The sequence below is a fragment of the Roseivivax marinus genome (assembly GCF_900109705.1).
GTDB classification, from domain to species: Bacteria; Pseudomonadota; Alphaproteobacteria; order Rhodobacterales; family Rhodobacteraceae; genus Roseivivax; species Roseivivax marinus.
This window is the reverse complement of sequence record NZ_FOAI01000018.1, coordinates 1-21,234: the sequence shown is the minus strand read 5'-3', so window position 1 is coordinate 21,234 and position 21,234 is coordinate 1. Positions and strand designations below refer to the sequence as shown.

Genomic DNA, 21,234 nt, shown 5'->3' with positions numbered 1-21,234 from the left:
CCTTTCCGGGGTCACGACGCCTCGGAGCGATTCCATGCACGACACCGGCCCCCGCCGCGCCCCGGACTACACCAACGCCGCCCTCGCGATGGGCCTGGTCAACCTCCTGTGGGTGCTGGGCGTGATCTGGGCCATGTTCGGCCTTCCGGTGGTGCTGCTGGTCGGGCTCGGCCTCAATCACCTGATCGACCGTCTGGCCGCGCGGCGGGCCTGAGGCGGCCACGCAGGACCATGCCCGCGCCCCAAGGAACGCGACGCAAGGCGGCACGCCCGAGCATCTCGACGCCGATACGGACAGGCGCGCCGGCACCGGAAGCAACGGGACTACGCGGTTGGCCGCCGCCGAAACCGCGACCGGTCAAGCACTCGCATTGACAGGCGATGGCCGGGTCCCGCGACACGCCCACCGGAGCGGCCGCCAAGGCGCGCGCGCCTCTCAGGCCTCCGCGATGACCTTCGCCGCCGCCGACACGCCGCCCGGGGCATGGGGGATGTCCAGCGCCGCGAGCCCCGCCTCCACCGTGCCCAAGAGGCCGAGGATCATGTGCGCGTTCACGTGCCCCATGTGACCGAACCGGAAGTAACCCTGTCCCTTGGGATCGCCCTCCTCGCTCATCCCGAGGCCGATCCCCAACGTCACGCCCGCCGCCCGCGCCGTCCACTCGCGCAGCCGGGCCGCGTGGGGCGTCCCGAGTCGCAGCGCGGTCACGGCATGGCTGCGATGGCGCGGCTCCGCCACGTTCAGCGTCAGCGGCCCTCCCTCGCCCCAGACCTCCGCCGCGGCCCAGATCGCGCGCGCCAGCGTCGCGTGCCGCGCCCAGATCGCCTCGATCCCCTCGGCGTGGATCAGGTCGAGCGCGGCGCGAAGGCCGAACAGGTGATGTGTCGGCGCGGTGCCGCCGAAATACTGGTAGAACATTTCGGGGTCCGCCCGCGGTCCCCAGTCCCAGTAGCGCGACACCCGCGGCATCGCCCGGCGCACCTCCGCCGCCCGGTCGGAGAAGAACACGAAGCCCAGTCCCGGCGGCACCATCAGCCCCTTCTGGCTGCCGGTCACCGTCACGTCCGCGCCCCACAGATCCATCTCGTAGGGATCGCATCCGAGCGAGGCGATGCAGTCCACCATCAAGAGCGCCCCCTGCCCGGCCTCGTCCACCGCGCGGCGCACCTCCGCCACGTCCGAGCGCAGCGAAGACGAGGTGTCGGTGTGCACCATCAGGACCGCCTTCACCGGACGCGCACGCAGCGCCTCGGACACGCGGTCCGCCTCGACCGGCGTCTTGCGGCCGAAGTCGAGGACCTCAACCTCGATCCCCAGCCCCTGCGCCATCTCGGCCCAGCCGTGCCCGAAGCGCCCTGTGGCGCAGATCAGGACCCGTTCGCCCGGTGCCACGGTATTGGCGAGCGCCGCTTCCCAGGCGCCGTGGCCGTTCGAGATGTAGATCGCAACATGCCCCTCGGTGCGCGCCACCCGGCGCAGGTCAGGAATCATGCCGTCGACCATGTCGATCAGGTCACCCTCGTAGATGTTGGGCGATGCGCGGTGCATCGCGGCCAGGACCGCGTCCGGCATGACCGAGGGACCGGGAATCGCGAGATAGGGACGACCGTGGGCGAGCGACATGGGAAACCTTTCCGAAACACCGGCCCCGGGGGCCGGCCCGGCGCGAAGGTGGCGCGCCTCGCGGGGGGCGTCAATCGCGCCACCGCCATCGCAACGCTCTGCCACCGCCTCTTCCGGGCCGAACAATTGCGCGAGCGCGAAGGCAGAGTCCTCGCTCCGACGGCCCCGGCCCCGCATCCCGTTGTCCCCGCACCTCCCTTCTTCTCGTCGCAAATACTCCGGGAGCGCGAGGGCAGCGCCCTCGCTCCGGACCGGGTCAGCCCGCTTTCGCCAGCCGCCTTTCGCCCGCGCCCCGCACGGGCTAAGGACACGGGGGACGAAGGAGGGCCCTGCATGATCGCGCGGCTGTGGACACGGGTTGAAGAATGGGAGCGGCGGGTGCGCCGTTCGTTCGGGCGTGACATCGAAACGCGCGGCGGGCGAGCGATGGCGTGGCTGCACTACCACCTCTTCGACCACGCCTTCCTGCGGACGTTCTGGCACAACTTCCACGAGGTCGCGCCGGGGGTCTACCGCTCGAACCAGCCGACCGCGCGGCGCTTCGACCGTTACGCCAAGCTCGGCATCCGCACGGTCGTCAACCTGCGCGGCGAGGACAAGTTTTCCTACTACCTCTTCGAGAAGGAAGCCTGCGCGCGGCTCGGCCTGACCCTCGTGGACGCGAAGCTGATGGCGCGGCAGGCGGCGCGGCGCGACCGGATCGTGCACGTGATCGACGTGATCCGCGAGGCCGAGCGCCCGATGGTCTTCCACTGCAAGTCCGGCGCCGACCGCACCGGCTTCGTCGGCGCGATGTACCTGCTGATCTTCGCCGGCGCGTCGATCACCGAGGCGAAGAAGCAGCTGGGCATCCGCTATATCCACCTCGACTGGACCAAGACCGGCATCCAGGACTACATCCTCGACGTGTTCGCCGCCCGCCAGGGCTGGGGCGAGATCGGGTTCGAGGACTGGATCCGCCAGGAATACGACCACAAGCGGTTGCAGAAGGCGTTCGACGCCCGCCAGCCGCCGAAGGAGGCGGCGCGCCCCGCATGAAGCTTTCGGACGCAGACACCCCCGACAGCTCCGCCTTCGAGCGGCGCCAGCTGATGCTCTGGCTCTGGCGGGGCTACCTGCGCCGTCACTGGCCGCTGATCGTGGTCGCCGTGATCTTCATGTCGCTCGAGGGCGCCATGTTCGGCGCGCTCTCCTACACGATGAAGCCGATGTTCGACGAGGTCTTCGTCGGCGGCTCCACGTCGCTCCTGCCCCTGGTGGGCCTCGCCTTCTTCGGCATCTTCGCGGTGCGCGCGCTAGCCAGCGTGGTCCAGAAGGTCGTGCTCGCGAAGGTCAGCCAGGAGACGGTGGCCGAGATCCGTACCGATCTGGTGTCGCACCTGATGACCCTCGGCGGCGACTTCCACCAGGCGACCTCGCCCGGCTACCTGATGCAGCGGATCGAGGGCGACGTCGAATCGGTCAACAAGGTCTGGCGGGCGATCATCACCGGCGCGGGCCGCGACGTGGTCGCGCTGTTCTCGCTCTTCGGGGTGGCGTTCTTCATCGACTGGCGCTGGACGCTGATCGCGCTCGTGGGCGCGCCGCTGCTGATCGCGCCGGCGCTCTTCGTGCAGCGCTTCGTGCGGGGCAACGCGCGGGCGGCGCGCGACACCGCCGCGCGGCTCTCGACGCGGGTGAACGAGATCCTGCACGGCATCGTGCCGGTGAAGCTCAACACGCTCGAGCGCTACCAGGCCAGGCGCTATCGCCGGCTCACGCGCGAGCGCATCCGCACCGAGGTCCGTTCGACCGCCGGGCAGGCCTCGATCCCCGGTCTCATCGACATCATGTCGGGCCTCGGCTTCGCGGGGGTGCTGTTCTACGGCGGCGGCGAGATCCTGTCGGGCGAGAAGACAGTCGGCGACTTCATGGCCTTCTTCACCGCCATCGGCCTCGCCTTCGAGCCGCTGCGCCGCCTCGGCGCGGTTTCGGGCATCCTGCAGGTGGCGGCGGCCGGGCTCGAGCGGATCAAGGAGCTTCTGGACCTGCGTCCGGCGATCACCGATCCCGCCGAGCCGCGCCCGGCCCCCGAGGGCGTGCCGCGCATCGAATTGCGCGACGTCACCGCGCGTTACGGCGACGAGACGGTGCTGGAGGCCGCGAACCTCACCGCCGAAGCCGGCCAGGTCACCGCGCTCGTGGGACCGTCGGGCGCGGGCAAGTCCACCGTCTTCAACCTGCTGACCCGGCTCATCGACCCGGCCGAGGGCACCGTGACCATCGGCGACGTCCCGGTGCAGGACCTCGCCCTTCGCGACCTGCGGCACCTGTTCTCGGTGGTCAGCCAGGACGCGCTCCTCTTCGACGAGACCCTGCGCGAGAACATCGTGCTGGGTCAGGACGACATCCCCGAGGACCGGCTCCAGTCCGCGCTCGATGCCGCGCATGTCTCGGACTTCGTGCCGCGCCTCGAGAACGGGCTCGACACGCCGGTGGGTCCGCGCGGGTCGAATCTGTCGGGCGGGCAGCGCCAGCGCGTCGCCATCGCCCGCGCCCTTCTGCGCGACACGCCGATCCTGCTGCTGGACGAGGCGACGTCGGCGCTGGATGCCGCATCCGAGAAGGTCGTGCAGGCCGCCCTCGACCGGCTGGCCGAAGGCCGCACGACTCTGGTGATCGCGCACCGGCTGTCGACCGTGCGAAACGCCGACAAGATCGTGGTGATGGATCGCGGCCGCGTTCTCGACCAGGGCACCCACGAAGAGCTCCTTGCACGCGGCGGCGTCTATGCAGATCTCTACCGTCTGCAGTTCGCCGACGACAGCTGAGGCGCGACATCTTCCGCTTTCGGCAGTGTGCCGCGGCGGTCCGGCGGTCATCAGGACCCCGGCCTTGCAGAGCCGCCCCCCTGTCCCCGCAAGGGTGACATGATATAGACCGGACCCGACCGATACCGGAAAGGCAGACATGACCGATCCAGAGCGCACCGTCCTGAGGCTGAGCGGCCCCGACACCGAGAACTTCCTGCAGGGTCTCGTCACCAACGACGTGACCCGGCTGCGGGACGGCCTCGTCTACACCGCGTTGCTGACGCCCCAGGGCAAGTACCGCGCGGACTTCTTCCTCGTCCCCGAGGACGAGGCGATCCTGCTCGACGTGGCGACCCCGCTGATCGCGGACCTCAAGAAGGCGCTGATGCTCTACAAGCTCCGCGCCAAGGTCACCATCGAGGACACCGACATCGTGCCCGCCCGCGGCACCGGGAACGCGCCCGAGGGCGCCTTTGCCGATCCGCGCGACCCGGCGATGGGCTGGCGCGCCTATGACGGCCGCGCAAGCGAGGACGGCATCGACTGGGATGCCCTGCGCGTGGACGCCGCCGTGCCGGAAACCGGCATCGAGCTGACCCCGGACACCTTCATCCTCGAAGCCGGGTTCGAGCGGCTGAACGGCGTGGACTTCCGCAAGGGCTGCTTCGTCGGCCAGGAGGTCACCGCCCGCATGAAGCACAAGACCGAGCTGAAGAAGGGCCTCGCGCGCGTCGTCGTGGACGGCACGGCCCCCGTCGGCACCGGCATCGACGCGGACGGCAAGGCCGTCGGCACTCTCTTCACCCAGTCGCACGGCGCGGCACTGGCCCATCTGCGGTTCGCGCAGGCCAAGGGCGAGATGCGGGCCGGCGACGCCGTCGTCAGGTACGAGGCACAGACATGACCCTTCCCATCGCCGTTCTCGACACTTTCGGATCGGACGTCGCCGAGGACCGTCCGCTTTCTGGCGGAGACCTATCCGACGTGCGCTACGTGCGCCTGCAGGACGGGCGCGAGATGGTCGTGAAGACCGGGCCGCTGGTGCATGTCGAGGCGCGGATGCTGGCCGAGATGGCGCTGCTGCGCGCGCCGGTGCCGTCGGTCCTGCACGCAGAGCACCGCCTGATCGTGCTCGACTACCTGCCCGAGGCGCCCGCGACGCGCGAGACGTGGCGCGGACTGGGCGAGGCGCTGGCGCAGCTGCATAGCTGGGCGGGCACCGGGTACGGCTGGTCCGAGGACTACGCCTTCGGCTCCGTGCCGATCCCCAACGAGATGAGTGACGACTGGCCCGCCTTCTGGGCCGAGCGCCGGCTGCTGGCCGACCCCTCCGCCCTGCCCGCCGACATCGCCTCGCGGGTCGAGCGCCTGGCCGCCCGCCTGCCGGAGATGCTGCCGCGCGATCCCAAGCCCTCGCTGCTGCACGGCGATCTCTGGGGCGGTAACGTCCACTTCACGGCCGAGCGCGCCGTGATGATCGACCCGGCCAGCTATTACGGCCATTCCGAGGTCGATCTGGCCATGCTCACCCTCTTCGGTCAGCCCGACGAGGGCTTCTGGCGCGGCTACGGCAAGCCCGATGCCGGTTGGGAAGAACGCCAGCCAATCTACCAGATGTGGCCCGCGCTGGTGCACCTTCGCCTCTTCGGCGGGGGATATCATGCGATGGTGACGGGACTTCTCGACCGCATCGGGGTGTGACCGCGCCGACGGATGGGTCGGTGGCGCGTCCACCTGCCTGCCGTAGCGCGAAGCCCCACCGGGCTTCACCGCGGCATTTCATCCGGCGTATGCGACCCCCCGCACGCGGAGAGCAGGCCACGCCTTCGCGAGCACGCGGGCTGGCGATCCGGCCTTCTCCGGCATCGGACGACCGCGAAACCGCGCATCAAACCCGGCCAAATCGCCATCCCTCGGGGCCGGATGGCGATTGCGCGGCGCCCTTCAGGCATCTCCCGCGCCAAGGACGTCGTGCGGGCGTGATCCATCCCCGGCGGTGCACGGCGCCGCGGCATTGCTCGGCGGTTCTGCCGACATGGGTGCCCTCCCACACGGCATCCGTGCCATTCGCCTTCCCAGACGGCAAACATAGCCCCAGCGCGGAACTCTCGGTTCTCAAACGCTTTGTTCTCCGGAACGGAACACGCGCACGGATGAGGTATCGGGCATGGCAACGGCAATCGGACTGGCTTTCCTCGTCGCGACGGCCTGCCTTCACCACCTGCTCCTGATGACGGCCACGTCGCTTGTCCCGGAGCCGCTGCGGCGTTCGCGCTGGCTGCCGATCTCGGTCTTCTCGATGCTCGCGGTCATCCACTTGGTGCAGATCGTCGCGGGCGGGCTGGTCTACGTCGTGCTGCATCATGGCCTCTGGCCGGAGGCCTTCGGCGGCAGCTTCCAGGGGACGTGGAGCGACTACTACTATTTTTCGGGCATGAATTTCACCACGCTCGGCCAGACCGGAATGAACGTCGTCGGCCCTCTGCGGATCGTGGCGATGATCCAGTCACTCGCCGGTTTCATGGTGCTGACCTGGTCGGCCAGCTACCTCTACGGCACCTGCCGGCAACAGTTCATGGGCGAATACGAGGGCTGAGCCAGCCCCCCTGTTTCACCGGCCCGGTTCGCATTTCGCAATCGCGGAAACGGGCGTGGAACACCGAGGGGGGGGGAGGGGTTACCACTCTGCCGGCGGGCTCAGCGGGGTGCCCCCCGCGAACACGGAAAGTACTCACATGCGGATCATGCACGTTGCCCTCGGCGGCTGCCTTTCGGCGCCGCCGGTCTCTTATGGCGTGACCGAGGACACCGGCGGCCACATCGCCTACGTCCTCGGCGCGGCCGTCGCGCAGGCGCACCTGCCTGCGGTGCAGCGCGTCGACATCGTCACCCGCGCATTCGACGATGCCCGTCTGGGCGCGCAGTATGCCGTGCCCGAGGAGATCGTGACGGATGGCGTGATGATCCGGCGTCTGTCGACCGCACGGCGCGCCTATCTCGAGAAGGAGGCGCTCGAGAGCGAGTTGCCCGCGCTGACCGATGCCTTCCTCGAGATGCTGGAGAGCGGACCGCGCCCGGACCTGCTGCACGCCCACTTCTCCGACGCCGCCGAACTCTGTGCCGCCGCGGCTGAACGCTTCGCCATTCCCTGGCTCTTCACGCCGCACTCGCTTGGCGCGGACAAGCGCGGCGCCGAGGTGGACGCGGAGCTGGAGCGGCGCATCGCACGCGAGGCGCGGGCGCTTGCGAGGGCCGACGCGGTGATCGTGTCATCCCGGGACGAAGCCGAGCGGCAGGTCTCCAACCTCGTGCCCGACGCGGCTGGGAGGACGTTCCGGCTGAACCCCGGACGCACGCAGCCCGCGACCCGGGACCTCGGCCCAGCACACCGCCTGATCGCCCCGCATCTCGACGCCCCGGAAAAGCCGGTGATCCTGGCCATCGCCCGTCCGGTGGAAAAGAAGAACCTCGCCGGCCTGATCGACGCCTATGCCGGCTGCGCGACATTGCGCAAGACCGCGAACCTCGTGATCGTCGCGGGTATCCGCGGCGACGGCACCACGCCCGGAGACGCGGTCTTCCGCGATCTCCAGGACCGGGTCGCGGCGGCGGGCCTTGCGGGCCGCGTCGCCCTGCCGCCCGACCACGCGTCCGAGGACATCCCCTCGCTCTACGCGCTCGCGGCGGCGCGAAGCGGCGTCTTCGTGAACCCCGCCCTGCACGAGCCCTTCGGCCTGACTGTGGTGGAGGCCGCGCAGGCCGGCGTGCCTGTCGTGGCGACGAACCGCGGCGGCCCGCCGGACATCCTGCGCGAGATCGGCCATGGCCGGCTGGTCAGCCCGACCGATCATGCCGCACTCGCGACCGCGCTGCGCGCCGCTCTCGACGACGCGGCCCTCACCGAGGCCGCGACCTTCGCCGCCCGACGCCGCGCCGAAGGCGCCTTCAGCTGGAACCGCTGGGCGGAGCGCAGCCTCGCAATCGCGCGCCGGGTGGGCCGGGCTCCGCCGGGGCCGCGCGATCCCGGCTGGCTTCTGGCGTCGGACGTCGACGACACACTCACCGGGTCCCGGCAGGCCGCCCGCCGCTTTGCCGACTGGCGGTCGGCTCGGTCGAACGACGTGCTGTTCGCAGTGGCCACCGGCCGAACCGTGAGCGAGGCGCGCGGCGTTCTGCACGAGTGGGACCTGCCCGAACCCGATGTGTTCGTGACCTCCGTCGGCACCGAGATCTGGCGCCACGACCGCTGTGGGGCGCTGCGCCTCGACGACGCCTACGCCGCGCGGATCTCGCGCGGTTGGAACCGCGAAGCGGCCATCGCCATCTGCGCCGCGCAGGGCCTCACCGCCCAGGCCGACTACGAACAGCGGCAGTGGAAACTGAGCTACGTGGGCTCTCCGGACGCCGCACGGCGCGCCGCTGCGGCGCTGGACGCGGCGGGCGCCGGCGCGCGGGTGATCCACTCGCATGGGCGCCTGATCGACGTGATCCCCGAACGTGCAGGCAAGTGGGCCGCGGCGTGTCACGTCGCAGGGCAGGCCGGGCTCGGCTTCGACCGGATCGTCTGCGCCGGCGATAGCGGCAACGACCGCGATATGCTCGAGGCCGCGACCCGCGCGATCCTGCCTGCCAACGCCCGGCGCGAGTTGTCGCTGCCGCCGCGCACCGGGCTGGTGCGGGCACGGGCGCCCTATGCCGACGGCGTGCTGGAGGGGCTCGAGCGGCTGATCCCGCAGGCGTCCGACCCCGCGCCCGTGTTCGATGCCGATATCGAGGCGGCGGAATGAAGGACACCACCTTCGCCCGGCGCCCTATCGGATATTTCGTTCACCATCAGGGCCGCGGCCACGCGCAGCGTTGCGCCGCGCTGGCCCGCGCCCTACCCGAGGACCGTCCGCTGACGATCTTCTGCGCCCGCGACGACATCTTCGGCGACCTTCCCGATCACGTGGAAGTCCGGCGCGTTCCCTCGCTCTTCGAGGCCACGGGCGACGAGGCACCCGGGCTTGCGGACATGCCCACGCCCGACACGCTGCATTGCGCGCCGGTGGGCTGGCCATCGATCCGCGAAGCGATGGCGACGCTGGCGCAGTGGTTCCGCGACGCGGACCCCGCGCTAATCGTCTCGGACGTGAGCGCCGAGGTCGCACAGCTCGCGCGGCTCTGCTCGGTGCCGCATGTCTGCGTGATGCAGCATGGCGAGCGCGGCGATCCCGGCCACATGGCAGCCTATCGCGGCGCGGCGGGCCTTCTCGCGCCATTCGCCGAGGCGCTGGCGCAGCCCGACTGGGACGCCGAGATGCGCGGCAAGATGCACTTTGCCGGTGGCCTCGGCACGGGCCCCCTGCCCGACCGCGCAGCCGCCCGCGCAGCCCTCGGGATCGCCAAGGACGCGCGGCTCGCCCTCGTCCTCTCGGGCGGCGGCGGAAGCGGCTTCGCGCAGGCGCCGTTCGGCGTCGCGGCGCGCACCTTTCCCGACATGCAGTGGGCGACCATCGGCCACCTCCAGCGCGATTGGCACGCCACCGATCCGGGCAACATCACGCATCACGGCTGGATCGACGCGCCGGAGCGCTGGCTCGCTGCGGCGGACCTCGTGGTCTCGTCCGCTGGCAACAGCACCTGCGCCCAGGTCCTGTCGGCCGGCGTGCCGTGGATCGTCGTGCCCGAGTGGCGCTACTTCGACGAGCAGGTTTGCAAGGCGCGCGCGCTTGCCGCCGTCGGTGTCGCGCATTGCGAGCCGCACCTGCCCTCCTCGGCGCAGGCGTGGCGCCGCGCCGTCCGCGCCGCCACCGACACCCATGCGCCCGGACGCCAGCGCGCGCTCGTCTCGGACGCCGCCGCGCGCGACGCGGCGCACTGGCTCGACGCCCTGGCCGAGCGCCTTTGGGCGCCGGCCCCCTCGCTCACGACCCAAGACCAGAGAAGGATCGTCGCATGACGCGGATTTCTGCGCTCACCATCGCCGCCGGACGCGCGGACCACCTTGCAAACGTCGTCCGCGGCCTGACCGAGCAGCGCCTGCGCCCCGACGAACTGGTGATCGGCCTCATGCAGGACGCGCCCTATGACGACCTGCCCGACGCGCCCTTCGAGATCCGGCAGGTCCCGGTGCCCGACGGCGCCCCGGCGCTGGCCGGCGCGCGCAACGCCGCCGCGCAGGCCGCCCACGGCGACGTTCTGGTGTTCCTCGACGTGGACTGCATCCCGCACCCCGAACTTATCGCCGACTACGCCGCGTCGGTCACCGCCGCGCCCGGCGTTCACATGGGAGAGGTCATGTACCTTCCGCAGGGCGCCACCGACGGGGCGACGGCGAACGGCATCGACTGGGTGCGCTTCGACCGGCTGGCCGAGCGGCACCCCGACCGGGGCAAGCCGCCGCGCTGGGGCCGCGCCGCCTGCGACGACTATCGCTGCTTCTGGTCGCTGAACTTCGCCATGTCCGCCGCCGACTGGCGCGCCTCGGGCGGCTTCGACGAGCGCTACCGAGGCTACGGCGGCGAGGATACCGATTTCGGCCGCACCGTCGCCGAGCAGGGCCAGCCGATCTGGTGGCTCAAGGGTGCCAAGGTCTATCACCAGCACCACGCCCATTGCATGCCGCCGATCCACCACCTGCGCTCGGTCATCCGCAACGCCGACCTCTTCGCCGAAAAGTGGGGCCACCGCACGATGGAGCACTGGCTCTACGGCTTCGAGCTGATGGGCCTGATCGAAAAACGGCCCGAGGGGATCGTCGTGCTGCGGGAGCCGGGCGAGGAGGACTTCGCCCTCTGCCGGCAGCAGACCGCGCCCTATGCCACCACGCGCCGCGTGCTCGACATTCTGCAAGGCATCGACCCGCGCACCGTCGACAACCGCGCCCGCACCCGGGAGGTCCACGCCGCGCAATCGAGGCTGACAGATGTCGCGGCAGAATAAGGCCGCCCGCCCCTTGCGCATCGCGGTGGTGGCCCACGTCCGCCACCCGATCGCCGAGCCCTTCATGGGCGGGATGGAGGCGCATTCGTGGCATCTCTGCCGGGCGCTGCGGGACCGTGGGCACGACGTCACGCTCTTCGCCGCAGGCGACAGTGACGCGGGAGTCGCCCTGCGCCCGGTCCTGCCGCGCCACTACGAGGCGACGTTTCCCTGGCAACACTACCGCGAGACCGAGAGGCTGACCGGACTCCTCGACCGCGCCCACGGCGCCGTTCTGGACGAATTGCGCGGCGCCGAGTTCGACGTCATCCACAACAACGCGCTGCACCGTTATGTCCCCCGCCTCGCGCGGCGGGACCGCGTGCCTTGCGTCACCTCGTTGCACATCCCGCCCTTCGACGTCCTTGAGCGGACGATCAAGGGCGCGCTGGCGCCGTGGAACCGGGTGACGCTCTGCTCGGAGGCGCACGCCCGGACTTGGTGGGCCGAGGATGCCGACCGCCCGGCCGAGGCGCATGTCGTACCGAACGGAATCGATCTCGACCGTTGGCCCTTTCGGCCCGAGGGCGACGGCACCGCGGTCTGGATCGGGCGCATCAGCGCCACCAAGGGTCCCGAGCTGGCCATAGAGGCGGCACGGCGCGCGGGCGTGCGGCTGCGCCTCTTCGGCGTGATCGACGATCCGGACTTTCACGCAGCCGAGGTCGTGCCCCGGCTGGGCGGCGAGGTCACCTACGAGGGCGCGCGTGACGCGGCCACCCTCGCGCGCGAGGTCGGACGCGCCTCCGTCCTGCTGTTCACGCCGACCTGGCACGAACCATTCGGCCTCGTGGCCGCCGAGGCGATGGCCTGCGGCCTGCCCGTCGCGGCCTTCGACATCGGCGCGGCGCGCGAGGTCGGGGGCGAAGCAGGCGCGCTGGCGCCGGCAGGCGACGTGGACGCGCTGGCCGCCGCGATCGGACGGGCGATGGGGGTGCCACGGACGACCGCGCGGACACGGGCCGAGGCGCGATTTTCGCATCATCGGATGGTGCGGGATTACGAGGCGCTCTACGCGAAAGTCATCGCGGCGGTGGACGCGCCGTCGCCCGAGATACGGTTCCGGCCGATCGAGCTGCCACCGGACCGGAGCGCGGCGCTGGCAGGCTGACGTCGCGCGACTGATCCGGTCCGCCGATCCGGGCACTCGGCCCGACCGGAGACCGCGTCAATCGGCAACCCGCCTCAGGTGAGGATCCGCAGCACCTTCTCGCGCACCGCGTTCAGCGCGTGGTTCACGACGGGCGTCCACTCGGTCACGCCCATGTCGCTGGCATAGCCCCACTCGGCGCAGGCCGCGGCCTCATCGTCGGACAGCGCCCAGCCGGGATAGGTGTGGTTGCGATCCGCCAGACCGGTCTCGGCCGCGCCCTCGGCCTCGATCCCGAGAAAGGCCGCGATGCCCCGGCGGTAGCGGTCGGGGTCCGCGACGAGGTCCTCGTAGCGGATGACGAGGACGTGGTGCAGGTGTGCGAGGTCCGCGCGCAGCCGGGCATGTGCCTCGAGCCAGTGCGCAAGCGCTCCGCCCTGCCCTAGGTCCACCCATTTCGACACCGCGCCGTGCACGGCCTGCGGATGACGCAGGATCACCACCTGATGCGACAGCGGAAAGAGCTGCTGGTAGAGCCGCGTGCGTGTCATGTTCGGCGGCGACTTCTCGACCCGCCACGCGGCACCGGGGGCAAACCACGGGGTCCAGTCGGCCTCGATCCGCTCGCGCACGTCGAGACGGTCGTAGATCGAGCCCTCGACATGGTGCTGCGCGGGATCGGTGGCGAAGTGCATGGGACGCCCGTGAAGGGCGGTGTGCGGGATCGCGCCCTGGAGGTAGACGCCCTCCTGCTCTGGCACCGGTGCGCCGGAGATGCCCGACACGCCGGGCAGTCCTTCGATCATCCGGGTGAGCGGCGAGGTGCCGGACCGATGCAGACCGCCGACGAAGACGTAGCGGTGTGCCGGTCCGGTCCGTCCCGGCCCTTTGCCGGCGCTCACGCGCGCTCGGCGTATTCCATGGTCTCGGTGTTCACGACGATATCCTCGTCGGGCCCGACGAAGGGCGGCACCTGGACCTTCACGCCGTTGTCGAGGATCGCGGGCTTGAACGAGTTCGCCGCGGTCTGGCCCTTCACCACCGGCTCGGTCTCCACGACCTTGCAGGTGACCTTCTGCGGCAGCGTGGCGTTCAGCGCCTCTTCCTCGTGGAATTCCACGACGATCGTCATGCCGTCCTGCAGGAAGGGACGCCGGTCGCCGAGGATCTCGGCGGGCAGTGTCACCTGGTCGAAGGTTTCGGCGTCCATGAAGGTCAGCAGACCGTCGGTCTCGAACAGGAACTGCATGTCGCGCTGTTCGAGGCGCACGCGCTCGACCTTGTCGGCAGAGCGGAAGCGTTCGTTCAGCTTGGAGCCGTTGCGGAGGTTGCGCATCTCGACTTGCGCGAATGCACCACCTTTACCGGGCTTTACGTGATCGACCTTGACCGCGGCCCACAGGCCACCGTCGTGCTCGAGAACGTTGCCGGGGCGGATCTCGTTACCGTTGATCTTGGGCATGGGACAATACCGTGGCGAATTGTTGATCCTCGTGTGCGCCCGCCTATATCTGGAGGATGCTGCCCCTGCAAGCTTACCAGATATCGTGTGCCCCGCGCTGCCAGCCATGCGCCACCCGCAAGGGTGCCATGCGTTTGCGGGCTATGCGAATCAAGCTGCATCAGCGATAAGGCCCCTCACGCCCGGAATTACAAGACAAATAAAACAAGGACGCATCATGCGAGATTTCGTGGATGGGACGGCGTTCAACGCCGAACAGGGCAACCGTGCCCGCAAACTGTTCGCTGCCGTTGTTCTCGCCGCTCTCGACGATGCCATTGCCGACGACAAGAAGTACGGCAATGGTCCGGAACAGATCGCTCGCTGGGCGCGCTCGCGCGACGGGCGCGAAGTCCTGAGCTGCGCCGGAATCGACCCGAACGAACGGGTCGTCGAAGGCCTGATGGAATTCGTGTCGAAGGGTGTTCGCACCTCCGTCGCGCTGTCGCGCGAGGAAAGCGAGCGCCGTAGCGCTGCGCTGATCGCGGATGCGGCCGAAGCCGCCTGATCCGCCGATCCCCAGCCAGATCCTCAAAAGCGCGCCCGTCGCAGGGCGCGCTTTTTTAATGGTCGTCACGGATGCGATCCGCCGCGCAGGCCGTGGATCGTTAGTCGATCTCGTGGCCGATCAGCGCGCGCTGGATTTCGCGACGGACGAGCTTGCGGACATTGCGGGTGATGCGTTCGCCCAGCACGCCCTGCAGCTCTTCCCGCACGATGTCGGCGACAAGTGCGCGCAGGTCCACGTCATACGCCACCGCGGGCGGCTGCGGCGTGGTCGGCGCCACCGCACGCGGCCAGGGACCGGGGATGGGACCACCGCGACGGCCGTCCTCTACGTCCCACTCGGCGTCCGCCTGAGCGATCATCGCCTCGAGTTCGGCGATCTTGTCCTCCAGCGAACGGGCGCGGGGAGCGGCAGCATCCGGCGCGCCCGGCTTTTCGCCACGCGCTTCGGGCGCCTCGGCCGCTGGCTCGGGGTCCTTAGCAGGTTGCGAGAAGGTCGCAGGCGCCTCGGGATCGTCCTCGAACGCGCCCCCTGCCTCATCCGGGTCGGTGCCCGCGAAGAACGCGGCCTCCGGTGCTAAGGCCTCGTCGGTCGCCTCGGTGGTGTCGGCCCCCGGCTCGGGGTGTTCCGCCTCGGGGTGGTCGGCATCGGCGCCGGTCGTCTGGTGCGGCGCGTCCCCGGGCGCGTCGGACTCGTCAGGCTCCGCCACCACGCGTGCGAGTTCCTCGGCCACCAACGCGCGCAACATGTCGGAGCCGGCAGAGCTCTGCGACTTCGGTTCCTCGCTCGCCTTGCCCGTCTCGGCCTTGGCCGGGCGATCATCGGCGCGGAGCGTGTCGTCGAGCGTCAGTGGCTCCGACAGGTCGGGCTCGGAACCCTTCGACGTCTCGACCTTTGCCACGGGGTCCGGAGACGCGATGTGCCGCTCCTTCCGAGGCGCCCACTCGAACGTGTCCGACACGACAGAAGCCGAAGCTTTGCGCGAGGTTTCAGGCGGCGTTGTTTCCGTATCGGGAACGCGCTGTTGCGGCGTCAAAATCAGCGTTCCGCGGTCGGGAGCGGGTGTCGGCGCCGGTCTGGGCGCCGCGTCCGCCGCGACGGGCTCGGAATCGCGTTCCTCGGGCCGGGTGTCCTGCGACACCAGTCGCCGGATCGAGGACAAAACATCCTCGATTTCCGCGTTGGTAGCGTGATTTGTCATTGTCGTACCACTCTCGCCTCTCGTCCAGACTACAGGCGGAGGTGAATCGGCACAACAGACCGTGACAATTCTAGTCTCTTCCGATCGCGCGCAGCACACGGTCGAGGCGTTCGCCCTGCACCGAGCGTGCCGGAGCGTTCTTGACCATGTTGTAATAGACCGACGGATCGTAGCGCTGCACCGGCAGGTCGAGCTGTTCGACCGTCAGGAGGCCCATCGCAGAGATGACGTTGTAGGCCGCGATGTACTGGTCCACCCGTGCCGACACCACGAGAGTGCGCGCATCGAGCAGGTCCTGCTCGGCCTCGAGCACGTCGAGCGTTGTCCGGGCGCCGAGCGTCGCTTCCTCGCGGATGCCCTCGAAGGCGATTTGCGCGGCGCGCACCTGGTTGTCGCCGGCCTCGATCGAGGCGCGCGCGGTCTGCAGCGCGATGTAGGCGCCGGCCACGTTCTGGCGGATCTGGCGCGACACCTGAAGGAGCTGCGCGCGCTGCTGGTCCCGCTGTGCCATCGCCTGCCGCACCAGCGACGTCAGCTCGCCGCCGCGGTAGATCGGGCCGGACGCGCCCAGCGAAACCGAACCGGAACGGCTGAAATCGGTGCTGTCGAGATCGGTCGAGTAGCCGTACTGCCCGGAGAGGTTAACCGTCGGCTTCTGCGCCGCCTCGGCAATCGCGATCTGCAGCTCGGCCACCGTGACGCGATGCTGCTGCGCGATGATCTCGGGATGCAGCCGCAGCGCGGTGTTGGTGGCCGACTCGACCGTGGCGGGCACCCTCGGCACCGCCTGGGGCGGCGTCAGCGTCCCGGGCCGGCGGCCGACCGCGGCGAAGTATTCCTCCTGCGCGCTGGTCAGGTTGCCGCGCGCGATGGCGAGCTGGCTGCGCGCCTCGGCGAGGCGGGCCTCGGCCAGCGCCACGTCCGTGCGGGTCACTTCACCGACCTCGAAGCGGTCGCGGGCGGCCTGCAGTTCCCGTTCGATCAGGCGCAGGTTGCTCTGGCGCAGGTCCACGGTCTGCTGCGCGCGGCGCACCTCCCAGAAGGCGGACACGGCGCGCAGGAGAACCTGCTGCTCGATGCCCACGAGGCTCTGGCGCGCGGCGAGCACGGATTCCTTGGCGAGATCCACGCCCATCCGGGTGCGGCCGAAATCGTAAACCAGAAGCTGCGCCGAGAGGCCCACCGAGGCCTGGTTCGACACGGTGTTCTGGGTAACCGTGGTGCTGGTGGTCTGGCCGGTCAGCGGGTTCTGCTGGCTCTGGGTGCTTTGCGCCGTGCCGAAGCCGCGGTTGACCTCGGCGGACCAGCTGATGACCGGACGCAGCGCCGCGACCGCCTGTGCCACGTCCTCGTCCGCGGCGCGCAGAACGGCGCGGTTCTGTTCCAGAAGGCCACTGCTGGTGTAAGCGCCGACCATGGCATCCGCGAGCGTGTCGGCCCGCGCGGCCCCGGTGGCGGCGCTGATTGTCACCGCGGCGCACGCCGCCGCGACGAGTCGTCTGACTACGATCGAGGCCATGCTGCCCCTCCTGCCCGATGTTCCGCGCCGGACCTCAGCGCCCGGCCGCTTTCCGCTGCCCCTGTATTACAGGGCGAAGGCGGTTTCTTTTTCGAAGCCCGGCAGAACCGGCGCCCCGGCATTAAACGAGAAGCGCCAGGTCACGTGCCCATCGAGCTTGTAGCCCACGCGCACGACCCCGAGCCGGCCTTCCTGGAAGACGCAGGCGATGCGCCCGCCGTCCTTGATCTGCGCCAGAAGCGTGTCCGGCACCGTCTCGACCCCGCCCTCGATGACGATGGCGTCGTAGGGACCATGTTCGGCCGCGCCCTCGGTCAGGGGGCCGCGGTGCAGGATCACGTTGTCGGCGTGGTGTTCGGTGAGCAGTTGCTGCGCCTCGTCGGCGAGATGCTCGTCCTCCTCCACCGCCACGACCGCTTCAGCGATTTCGGAGATCACGGCGGCCGAGTAGCCGTAGCCCGACCCGATATCGAGCACGAGCATGTCGCGCGTCAGGTTCAGCGCGTCGAGCATCTTGGCGAAGGTGCGCGGTTCGAGCAGCACGCGGTTCGCGACGCCGAGGGGCACGTTCTCGCTCGCGTAGGCGGCAGCGCTCCGTTCGGACGGCAGGAACGCCTCGCGCGGGGTTTTCAGCATCGCGGAGATGATCGGGAACTTGGTCACGTCGGCCGTGCGGACCTGCGTGTCGACCATCATCGTGCGGCGGCGGGCTTCGTCTGCCATGAACTAAACTCTTCCGTTCAGACGCGGTTGACCTCGTTGTGCCACAGCCCGCCCGGTCCGGCAATGTGGCACGGCATCATTTACGGTCAATTCTCTGAAGCTGTCGCCGCGGGGCAGCATGCACGGCCCGCGTGCATGCCGGGCGGGCGGCGCCTGCCTTACCCCTTGCGCGGAATGCGCGTCTCCTGCGGCGCGGCGCTGCGGCTCGCCGGATCGTCGATCAGGGACATGAGAATGACGATGGCGGGGATCGCCACGACACCGCCGATCGGGCCCCAGAACCACAGTCCGAAGCAGAGCACCACGAAGACCAGCAGCGGGTTGAGCGCCACGTGCTTGCCCACGAGTGACGGCGTGACGAATTGCGCCTCGGTCATGTTGATGCACAGGTAGCCGATCACCGGGGCAAAGCTCATGAGTCCGTCGAACGCGATCACGCCGCCAAGCAGCAGTCCGCAGGCCATCGCCGCCGGCCCCACGTAAAGGACGAAGTTCAGGATCGCCGCCGCGGCCCCCCACACCAGCGGCAGCGGCTGACCGATGGCCATGAGATAGCCTGCCAGCGCGAAGCCCACCGTCACGTTGATGACGGTGATCGTCGCGAAGTAGCGCGAGACAAGATATTCGGCGCGGTGAAAGCGGCTTCTCAGCTGTGCGGATTCACCCACCTGGCTCAGACGCTGGGCCAGGGCGGCGTAGACGCGGTGCCGCGTGACAAGAAAGAAGTAGAGCGTGCCCGCAAAGATCAGGAACTGGCCGAGGATGATCGGTGCGAGGAAGATCGCGTCGGTGAGGGTCGGCATCTCCGGCATGCCCTCCTCGGCACCCTCTTCTGCCGCCGCCTCCTTCGCGCCCTCGGCGGCTCCTTCAGCCACCTTCGCAGCCGCGCCGAGCGCCTCCTGCATCTGTTCCTGCGCGTCGTCGATGCCCTGGATGATCCCCTGGAAATCGTAGACCAGGGACCTGAGCTCGAACCTGATGGTCGGCACGGCGTCGACGATCTTCCAGAACAACGGCTCGAGCGCAAAGACCAGCGCCGCGAGGCCTGCGACCACCGACACCAGGATCAGAGTCGCGGCAAGACCGCCGGGAACGCCGATGCGCCCGAGGGCGTCCATCAGCGGCGCAACTATAATGCCCATGACGACCGCAAGCGCGATTGGGGCGGCAATGTCCTTGGCGATGAAAAGAACCGTTCCCGCGGCAATAGTCGCGAGAACGATGAGTGGAACTCGGATCGACTCCGGAGCTGTCTGCACGAGCGGCGCGCCTTTTCGATTACGTCGGCAGGGTCAGCGGCGGCGCGACCGCCGTCCCGCGTCGATTCCGACGAGGAATCCTTCAAGCAACTGGAACATCGGCGACCCGCCGACGCGTGCCCGCGGTGCAGGCATGTGCCGGATGCGCATACGCGACACGATCGAGCCGACGCCCATGGCAACAAATCCCAGCGCCACGAAGCCGAAGCCCATGACGGTCGCCGCGAACTTCGCGTCCCGTACCTCGGCAAGGACCATCCAGAGCGCGGCCGCGAGGAAGCCAGTTCCGATCAGCAGGAAAATCCCGCCGACGCCGTTGAAGATGGCCCCCTGCACTTTCTTGCGCAGGAGGGCTTCGTAATAGGCGAGAATGGCCATCGGGTTACTTGCGCCCGAAGATCAGTCCCGCGAGGAACCCCGCCCCGATCGCAACGCCGAGCGCAGTGCCGGGCTGACGGCGGATGGTGGCGAGCAGTTCGTCCTGCGCTTCGTGAGCGCGGTTCTGGGCGTCGTGCCAGCGGGCTTCGCCCTCGCCGCGCATCCGCTCGTACCGTGCACGGGCCGCAGCAACGGTCTCGTCCTTGCGGCGCACGCCCATCTCCGAGAGGATTTCGGTGATGCTGGCGAGATCGCGGCGCAGCACCTCCACCTGATCCGAAAGCGCATCCTTGTCGCGGCCCGCAGCCCGGTTTGCGTCCGCTTCTAGGTCCTTGAGCTGAGTGTCGGCCATATCTCGATTCCCGTTATATGTCTTGCTGTCGTCGGCCAACGTCCGGCCCCCGCCTTGGTTCCGTTTTTCGACGTCCCGAACGAACTCCACGGCACCCACCTTACACGCTTGCATCGCCGCCCGCACCGCGCTACTCCCCCGTCACTCTGGCGAGTTGGCGGAGTGGTTACGCAGCGGATTGCAAATCCGTCTACACCGGTTCGATTCCGGTACTCGCCTCCATTTATTCCCAAACACTTGCGTGTCGCCCCAGCTTGCGCGGGCCGTGCCGTTTACAGTGGCGTTTACAGTTTTGTTCACGCTGCACCCCCTTTCGCTTGAGCCAGTTTAACCAGGACCGCGTCGGTTTCGTCTGGCGACACTCGGGCGTAATGCTCGATCACGTTTGCCGCATAGCGGACAGACCAGCCCATGTGGTTGGCGATCTCGGCAAGAGACAGGCCATGGTTCAGCAAGCGCGTTGCCGCAGTTCCGCGCGCGTCGTACAGCCGTAGCTCATCTGAAAGCTTTGCCTTGTCGCGCCACTGGCGAACGCCTTCTGACGCCCGATGCGGTGTCAAAGCATTCCCGTTGGCATTGGTGAGGATCAGCAGTCTGCCTGCCGGGGTCGTGTCGATCACCTCAGCCAGCGTTGGTGTAATCGGTATGTGGGCAAGTCGGTTGCGCTTGCTTGTCCTCACACGAAGGCGGCGGGCGCGCGGGGTCTGCTCGACATGGGCCGGGGTCAGCTTGATTAGGTCAGCCGGTCGCAAGCCGGTTTCGCACAAAGAATCCGGCGCACCCACTCCGGCGCGACCGCGTTGAAGGCTTCCCGGTCTTTTCGGGTCCATACGATTTCCGAGCGATCCACCTCATATAATCTGTGGAGCTTATGGCAGTGATGTTCGGACAGCTTTCCCTCATCCACTGCCCAGTTGAGAATGCGAACTGCGTGGGTGCCTGCCATATCGTGCTGCTTGGGCGAGTGCTTCCAGAGCGCCCGCCAAGTGTTCACCTCGCCCCGTGCGCCGCGTTCCTCGAAGATGACGGCAGGCGCATCCTTGAAATGTTCCGCAAATCTAAGGCCCCACTTCCGAATATCAGCTCGGGATCGTTCACCCTTAGGCATGGCGGTGCTTGAGAGGAAGTCGTCCACCATCTGAGGCGTCGTGTAGTCAGCCGGTTTCGGGCGCGCAGCGGCTTCCGCGAATGCTTGATAAAATGCTGCGTCGCTCGGCTTGCGATAGTCGTGTGTGGATGGCTCCTGCATAGCAAGTCCAAAATGCAGCGTGGCGCACCTATCAGAAGCGGTCGTGTGTCCGGCCTATTTGCGCGGTGCGTCTGA

22 protein-coding genes and 1 tRNA gene are annotated in these 21,234 nt (G+C 69.0%); 12 read left to right on the top strand and 11 right to left on the bottom strand.

Features of this window, described 5'->3' with window-relative positions:
* Window positions 1-34: 34 nt before the first annotated feature.
* Window positions 35-214 (top strand): hypothetical protein, encoded by a 180-nt coding sequence (locus BMX29_RS17165; protein ID WP_043843438.1) that lies wholly within the window; start codon window positions 35-37, stop codon window positions 212-214.
* 222 nt (window positions 215-436) lie between these two features.
* On the opposite strand, the gene BMX29_RS17160 is transcribed toward BMX29_RS17165, so the two are convergent.
* A complete protein-coding gene (locus BMX29_RS17160) occupies window positions 437-1,624 on the bottom strand; it encodes a pyridoxal-phosphate-dependent aminotransferase family protein (RefSeq protein WP_092815276.1) in 1,188 nt (395 codons plus the stop codon).
* 333 nt (window positions 1,625-1,957) lie between these two features.
* On the opposite strand from BMX29_RS17160, the gene BMX29_RS17155 reads away from it, so the two are divergent.
* The 9 genes from BMX29_RS17155 (at window position 1,958) to BMX29_RS17115 (ending at window position 12,490) form a co-directional block, all read left to right on the top strand.
* Window positions 1,958-2,662, top strand: coding sequence for a phosphatase domain-containing putative toxin (locus BMX29_RS17155; protein WP_092815273.1), 705 nt, complete (start codon window positions 1,958-1,960; stop codon window positions 2,660-2,662).
* The gene (locus BMX29_RS17150) at window positions 2,659-4,434 is read left to right on the top strand and encodes an ABC transporter ATP-binding protein (protein ID WP_092815270.1); all 1,776 of its coding nucleotides are present in this window, start codon (window positions 2,659-2,661) and stop codon (window positions 4,432-4,434) included. The genes BMX29_RS17155 and BMX29_RS17150 overlap by 4 nt, the downstream gene beginning before the upstream one ends.
* 139 nt (window positions 4,435-4,573) lie before the next feature.
* Entirely contained in the window at window positions 4,574-5,320 is a 747-nt protein-coding gene (ygfZ, locus tag BMX29_RS17145; protein WP_043843434.1) for a CAF17-like 4Fe-4S cluster assembly/insertion protein YgfZ, read from the top strand.
* Window positions 5,317-6,117: a fructosamine kinase family protein gene (locus BMX29_RS17140; RefSeq protein WP_051487525.1), complete on the top strand. Its 801-nt coding sequence runs from the start codon at window positions 5,317-5,319 to the stop codon at window positions 6,115-6,117. The genes ygfZ and BMX29_RS17140 overlap by 4 nt, the downstream gene beginning before the upstream one ends.
* 466 nt (window positions 6,118-6,583) lie before the next feature.
* Window positions 6,584-7,012: an ion channel gene (locus BMX29_RS17135; RefSeq protein ID WP_092815267.1), complete on the top strand. Its 429-nt coding sequence runs from the start codon at window positions 6,584-6,586 to the stop codon at window positions 7,010-7,012.
* Window positions 7,013-7,151: 139 nt separating this feature from the next.
* Window positions 7,152-9,203 carry an HAD family hydrolase gene (locus BMX29_RS17130; protein WP_244889274.1) on the top strand — a complete coding sequence of 684 codons (2,052 nt, stop codon included), beginning with the start codon at window positions 7,152-7,154 and terminating at the stop codon, window positions 9,201-9,203.
* Window positions 9,200-10,357 carry a glycosyltransferase gene (locus BMX29_RS17125; protein ID WP_092815264.1) on the top strand — a complete coding sequence of 386 codons (1,158 nt, stop codon included), beginning with the start codon at window positions 9,200-9,202 and terminating at the stop codon, window positions 10,355-10,357. The genes BMX29_RS17130 and BMX29_RS17125 overlap by 4 nt, the downstream gene beginning before the upstream one ends.
* Window positions 10,354-11,340, top strand: a complete 987-nt coding sequence (locus tag BMX29_RS17120; protein ID WP_092815261.1) for a glycosyltransferase family 2 protein — start codon at window positions 10,354-10,356, stop codon at window positions 11,338-11,340. The genes BMX29_RS17125 and BMX29_RS17120 overlap by 4 nt, the downstream gene beginning before the upstream one ends.
* Window positions 11,324-12,490, top strand: coding sequence for a glycosyltransferase (locus tag BMX29_RS17115; RefSeq protein WP_244889273.1), 1,167 nt, complete (start codon window positions 11,324-11,326; stop codon window positions 12,488-12,490). Before BMX29_RS17120 ends, BMX29_RS17115 begins: the two co-directional genes overlap by 17 nt.
* A gap of 74 nt (window positions 12,491-12,564) precedes the next feature.
* On the opposite strand, the gene BMX29_RS17110 is transcribed toward BMX29_RS17115, so the two are convergent.
* Window positions 12,565-13,371 (bottom strand): sulfotransferase family protein, encoded by an 807-nt coding sequence (locus BMX29_RS17110; protein WP_092815255.1) that lies wholly within the window; start codon window positions 13,369-13,371, stop codon window positions 12,565-12,567.
* A complete protein-coding gene (gene efp, locus BMX29_RS17105; protein WP_043843431.1) occupies window positions 13,368-13,931 on the bottom strand; it encodes an elongation factor P in 564 nt (187 codons plus the stop codon). The genes BMX29_RS17110 and efp overlap by 4 nt, the downstream gene beginning before the upstream one ends.
* A 217-nt stretch (window positions 13,932-14,148) precedes the next feature.
* Between efp and BMX29_RS17100 the strand changes: the two genes are divergently transcribed.
* Window positions 14,149-14,478, top strand: a complete 330-nt coding sequence (locus BMX29_RS17100; RefSeq protein ID WP_043843429.1) for a DUF6280 family protein — start codon at window positions 14,149-14,151, stop codon at window positions 14,476-14,478.
* Window positions 14,479-14,578: 100 nt separating this feature from the next.
* Here the strand turns inward: BMX29_RS17100 and BMX29_RS17095 are convergent, their stop codons facing one another.
* The 6 genes from BMX29_RS17095 to BMX29_RS17070 all read right to left on the bottom strand — a co-directional run bounded on the left by BMX29_RS17095 (window position 14,579) and on the right by BMX29_RS17070 (window position 19,910).
* Entirely contained in the window at window positions 14,579-15,679 is a 1,101-nt protein-coding gene (locus tag BMX29_RS17095) for a prolipoprotein diacylglyceryl transferase (protein WP_092815252.1), read from the bottom strand.
* Between the two features lie 70 nt (window positions 15,680-15,749).
* Window positions 15,750-17,198 (bottom strand): TolC family outer membrane protein, encoded by a 1,449-nt coding sequence (locus BMX29_RS17090; protein ID WP_092815249.1) that lies wholly within the window; start codon window positions 17,196-17,198, stop codon window positions 15,750-15,752.
* Window positions 17,199-17,264: 66 nt separating this feature from the next.
* Window positions 17,265-17,921, bottom strand: coding sequence for a protein-L-isoaspartate O-methyltransferase family protein (locus tag BMX29_RS17085; protein WP_043843423.1), 657 nt, complete (start codon window positions 17,919-17,921; stop codon window positions 17,265-17,267).
* A 158-nt stretch (window positions 17,922-18,079) separates the two neighbouring features.
* Window positions 18,080-19,180: an AI-2E family transporter gene (locus BMX29_RS17080; RefSeq protein WP_081749675.1), complete on the bottom strand. Its 1,101-nt coding sequence runs from the start codon at window positions 19,178-19,180 to the stop codon at window positions 18,080-18,082.
* Window positions 19,181-19,213: 33 nt separating this feature from the next.
* Window positions 19,214-19,558 (bottom strand): phage holin family protein, encoded by a 345-nt coding sequence (locus tag BMX29_RS17075; protein ID WP_043843421.1) that lies wholly within the window; start codon window positions 19,556-19,558, stop codon window positions 19,214-19,216.
* 4 nt (window positions 19,559-19,562) lie between these two features.
* Complete coding sequence (locus tag BMX29_RS17070; RefSeq protein ID WP_043843419.1) at window positions 19,563-19,910, bottom strand: ElaB/YgaM/YqjD family protein; 348 nt, start codon at window positions 19,908-19,910, stop codon at window positions 19,563-19,565.
* Between the two features lie 148 nt (window positions 19,911-20,058).
* On the opposite strand from BMX29_RS17070, the gene BMX29_RS17065 reads away from it, so the two are divergent.
* A tRNA-Cys gene (locus BMX29_RS17065) sits at window positions 20,059-20,132 on the top strand.
* Window positions 20,133-20,206: 74 nt separating this feature from the next.
* Here BMX29_RS17065 and BMX29_RS17060 read toward each other — a convergent pair.
* Together BMX29_RS17060 and BMX29_RS19675 are read right to left on the bottom strand one after the other, a co-directional pair.
* Window positions 20,207-20,740 carry a tyrosine-type recombinase/integrase gene (locus BMX29_RS17060; RefSeq protein ID WP_244889272.1) on the bottom strand — a complete coding sequence of 178 codons (534 nt, stop codon included), beginning with the start codon at window positions 20,738-20,740 and terminating at the stop codon, window positions 20,207-20,209.
* Window positions 20,644-21,159 (bottom strand): hypothetical protein, encoded by a 516-nt coding sequence (locus BMX29_RS19675; protein ID WP_244889271.1) that lies wholly within the window; start codon window positions 21,157-21,159, stop codon window positions 20,644-20,646. Before BMX29_RS19675 ends, BMX29_RS17060 begins: the two co-directional genes overlap by 97 nt.
* Window positions 21,160-21,234 lie beyond the last annotated feature (75 nt).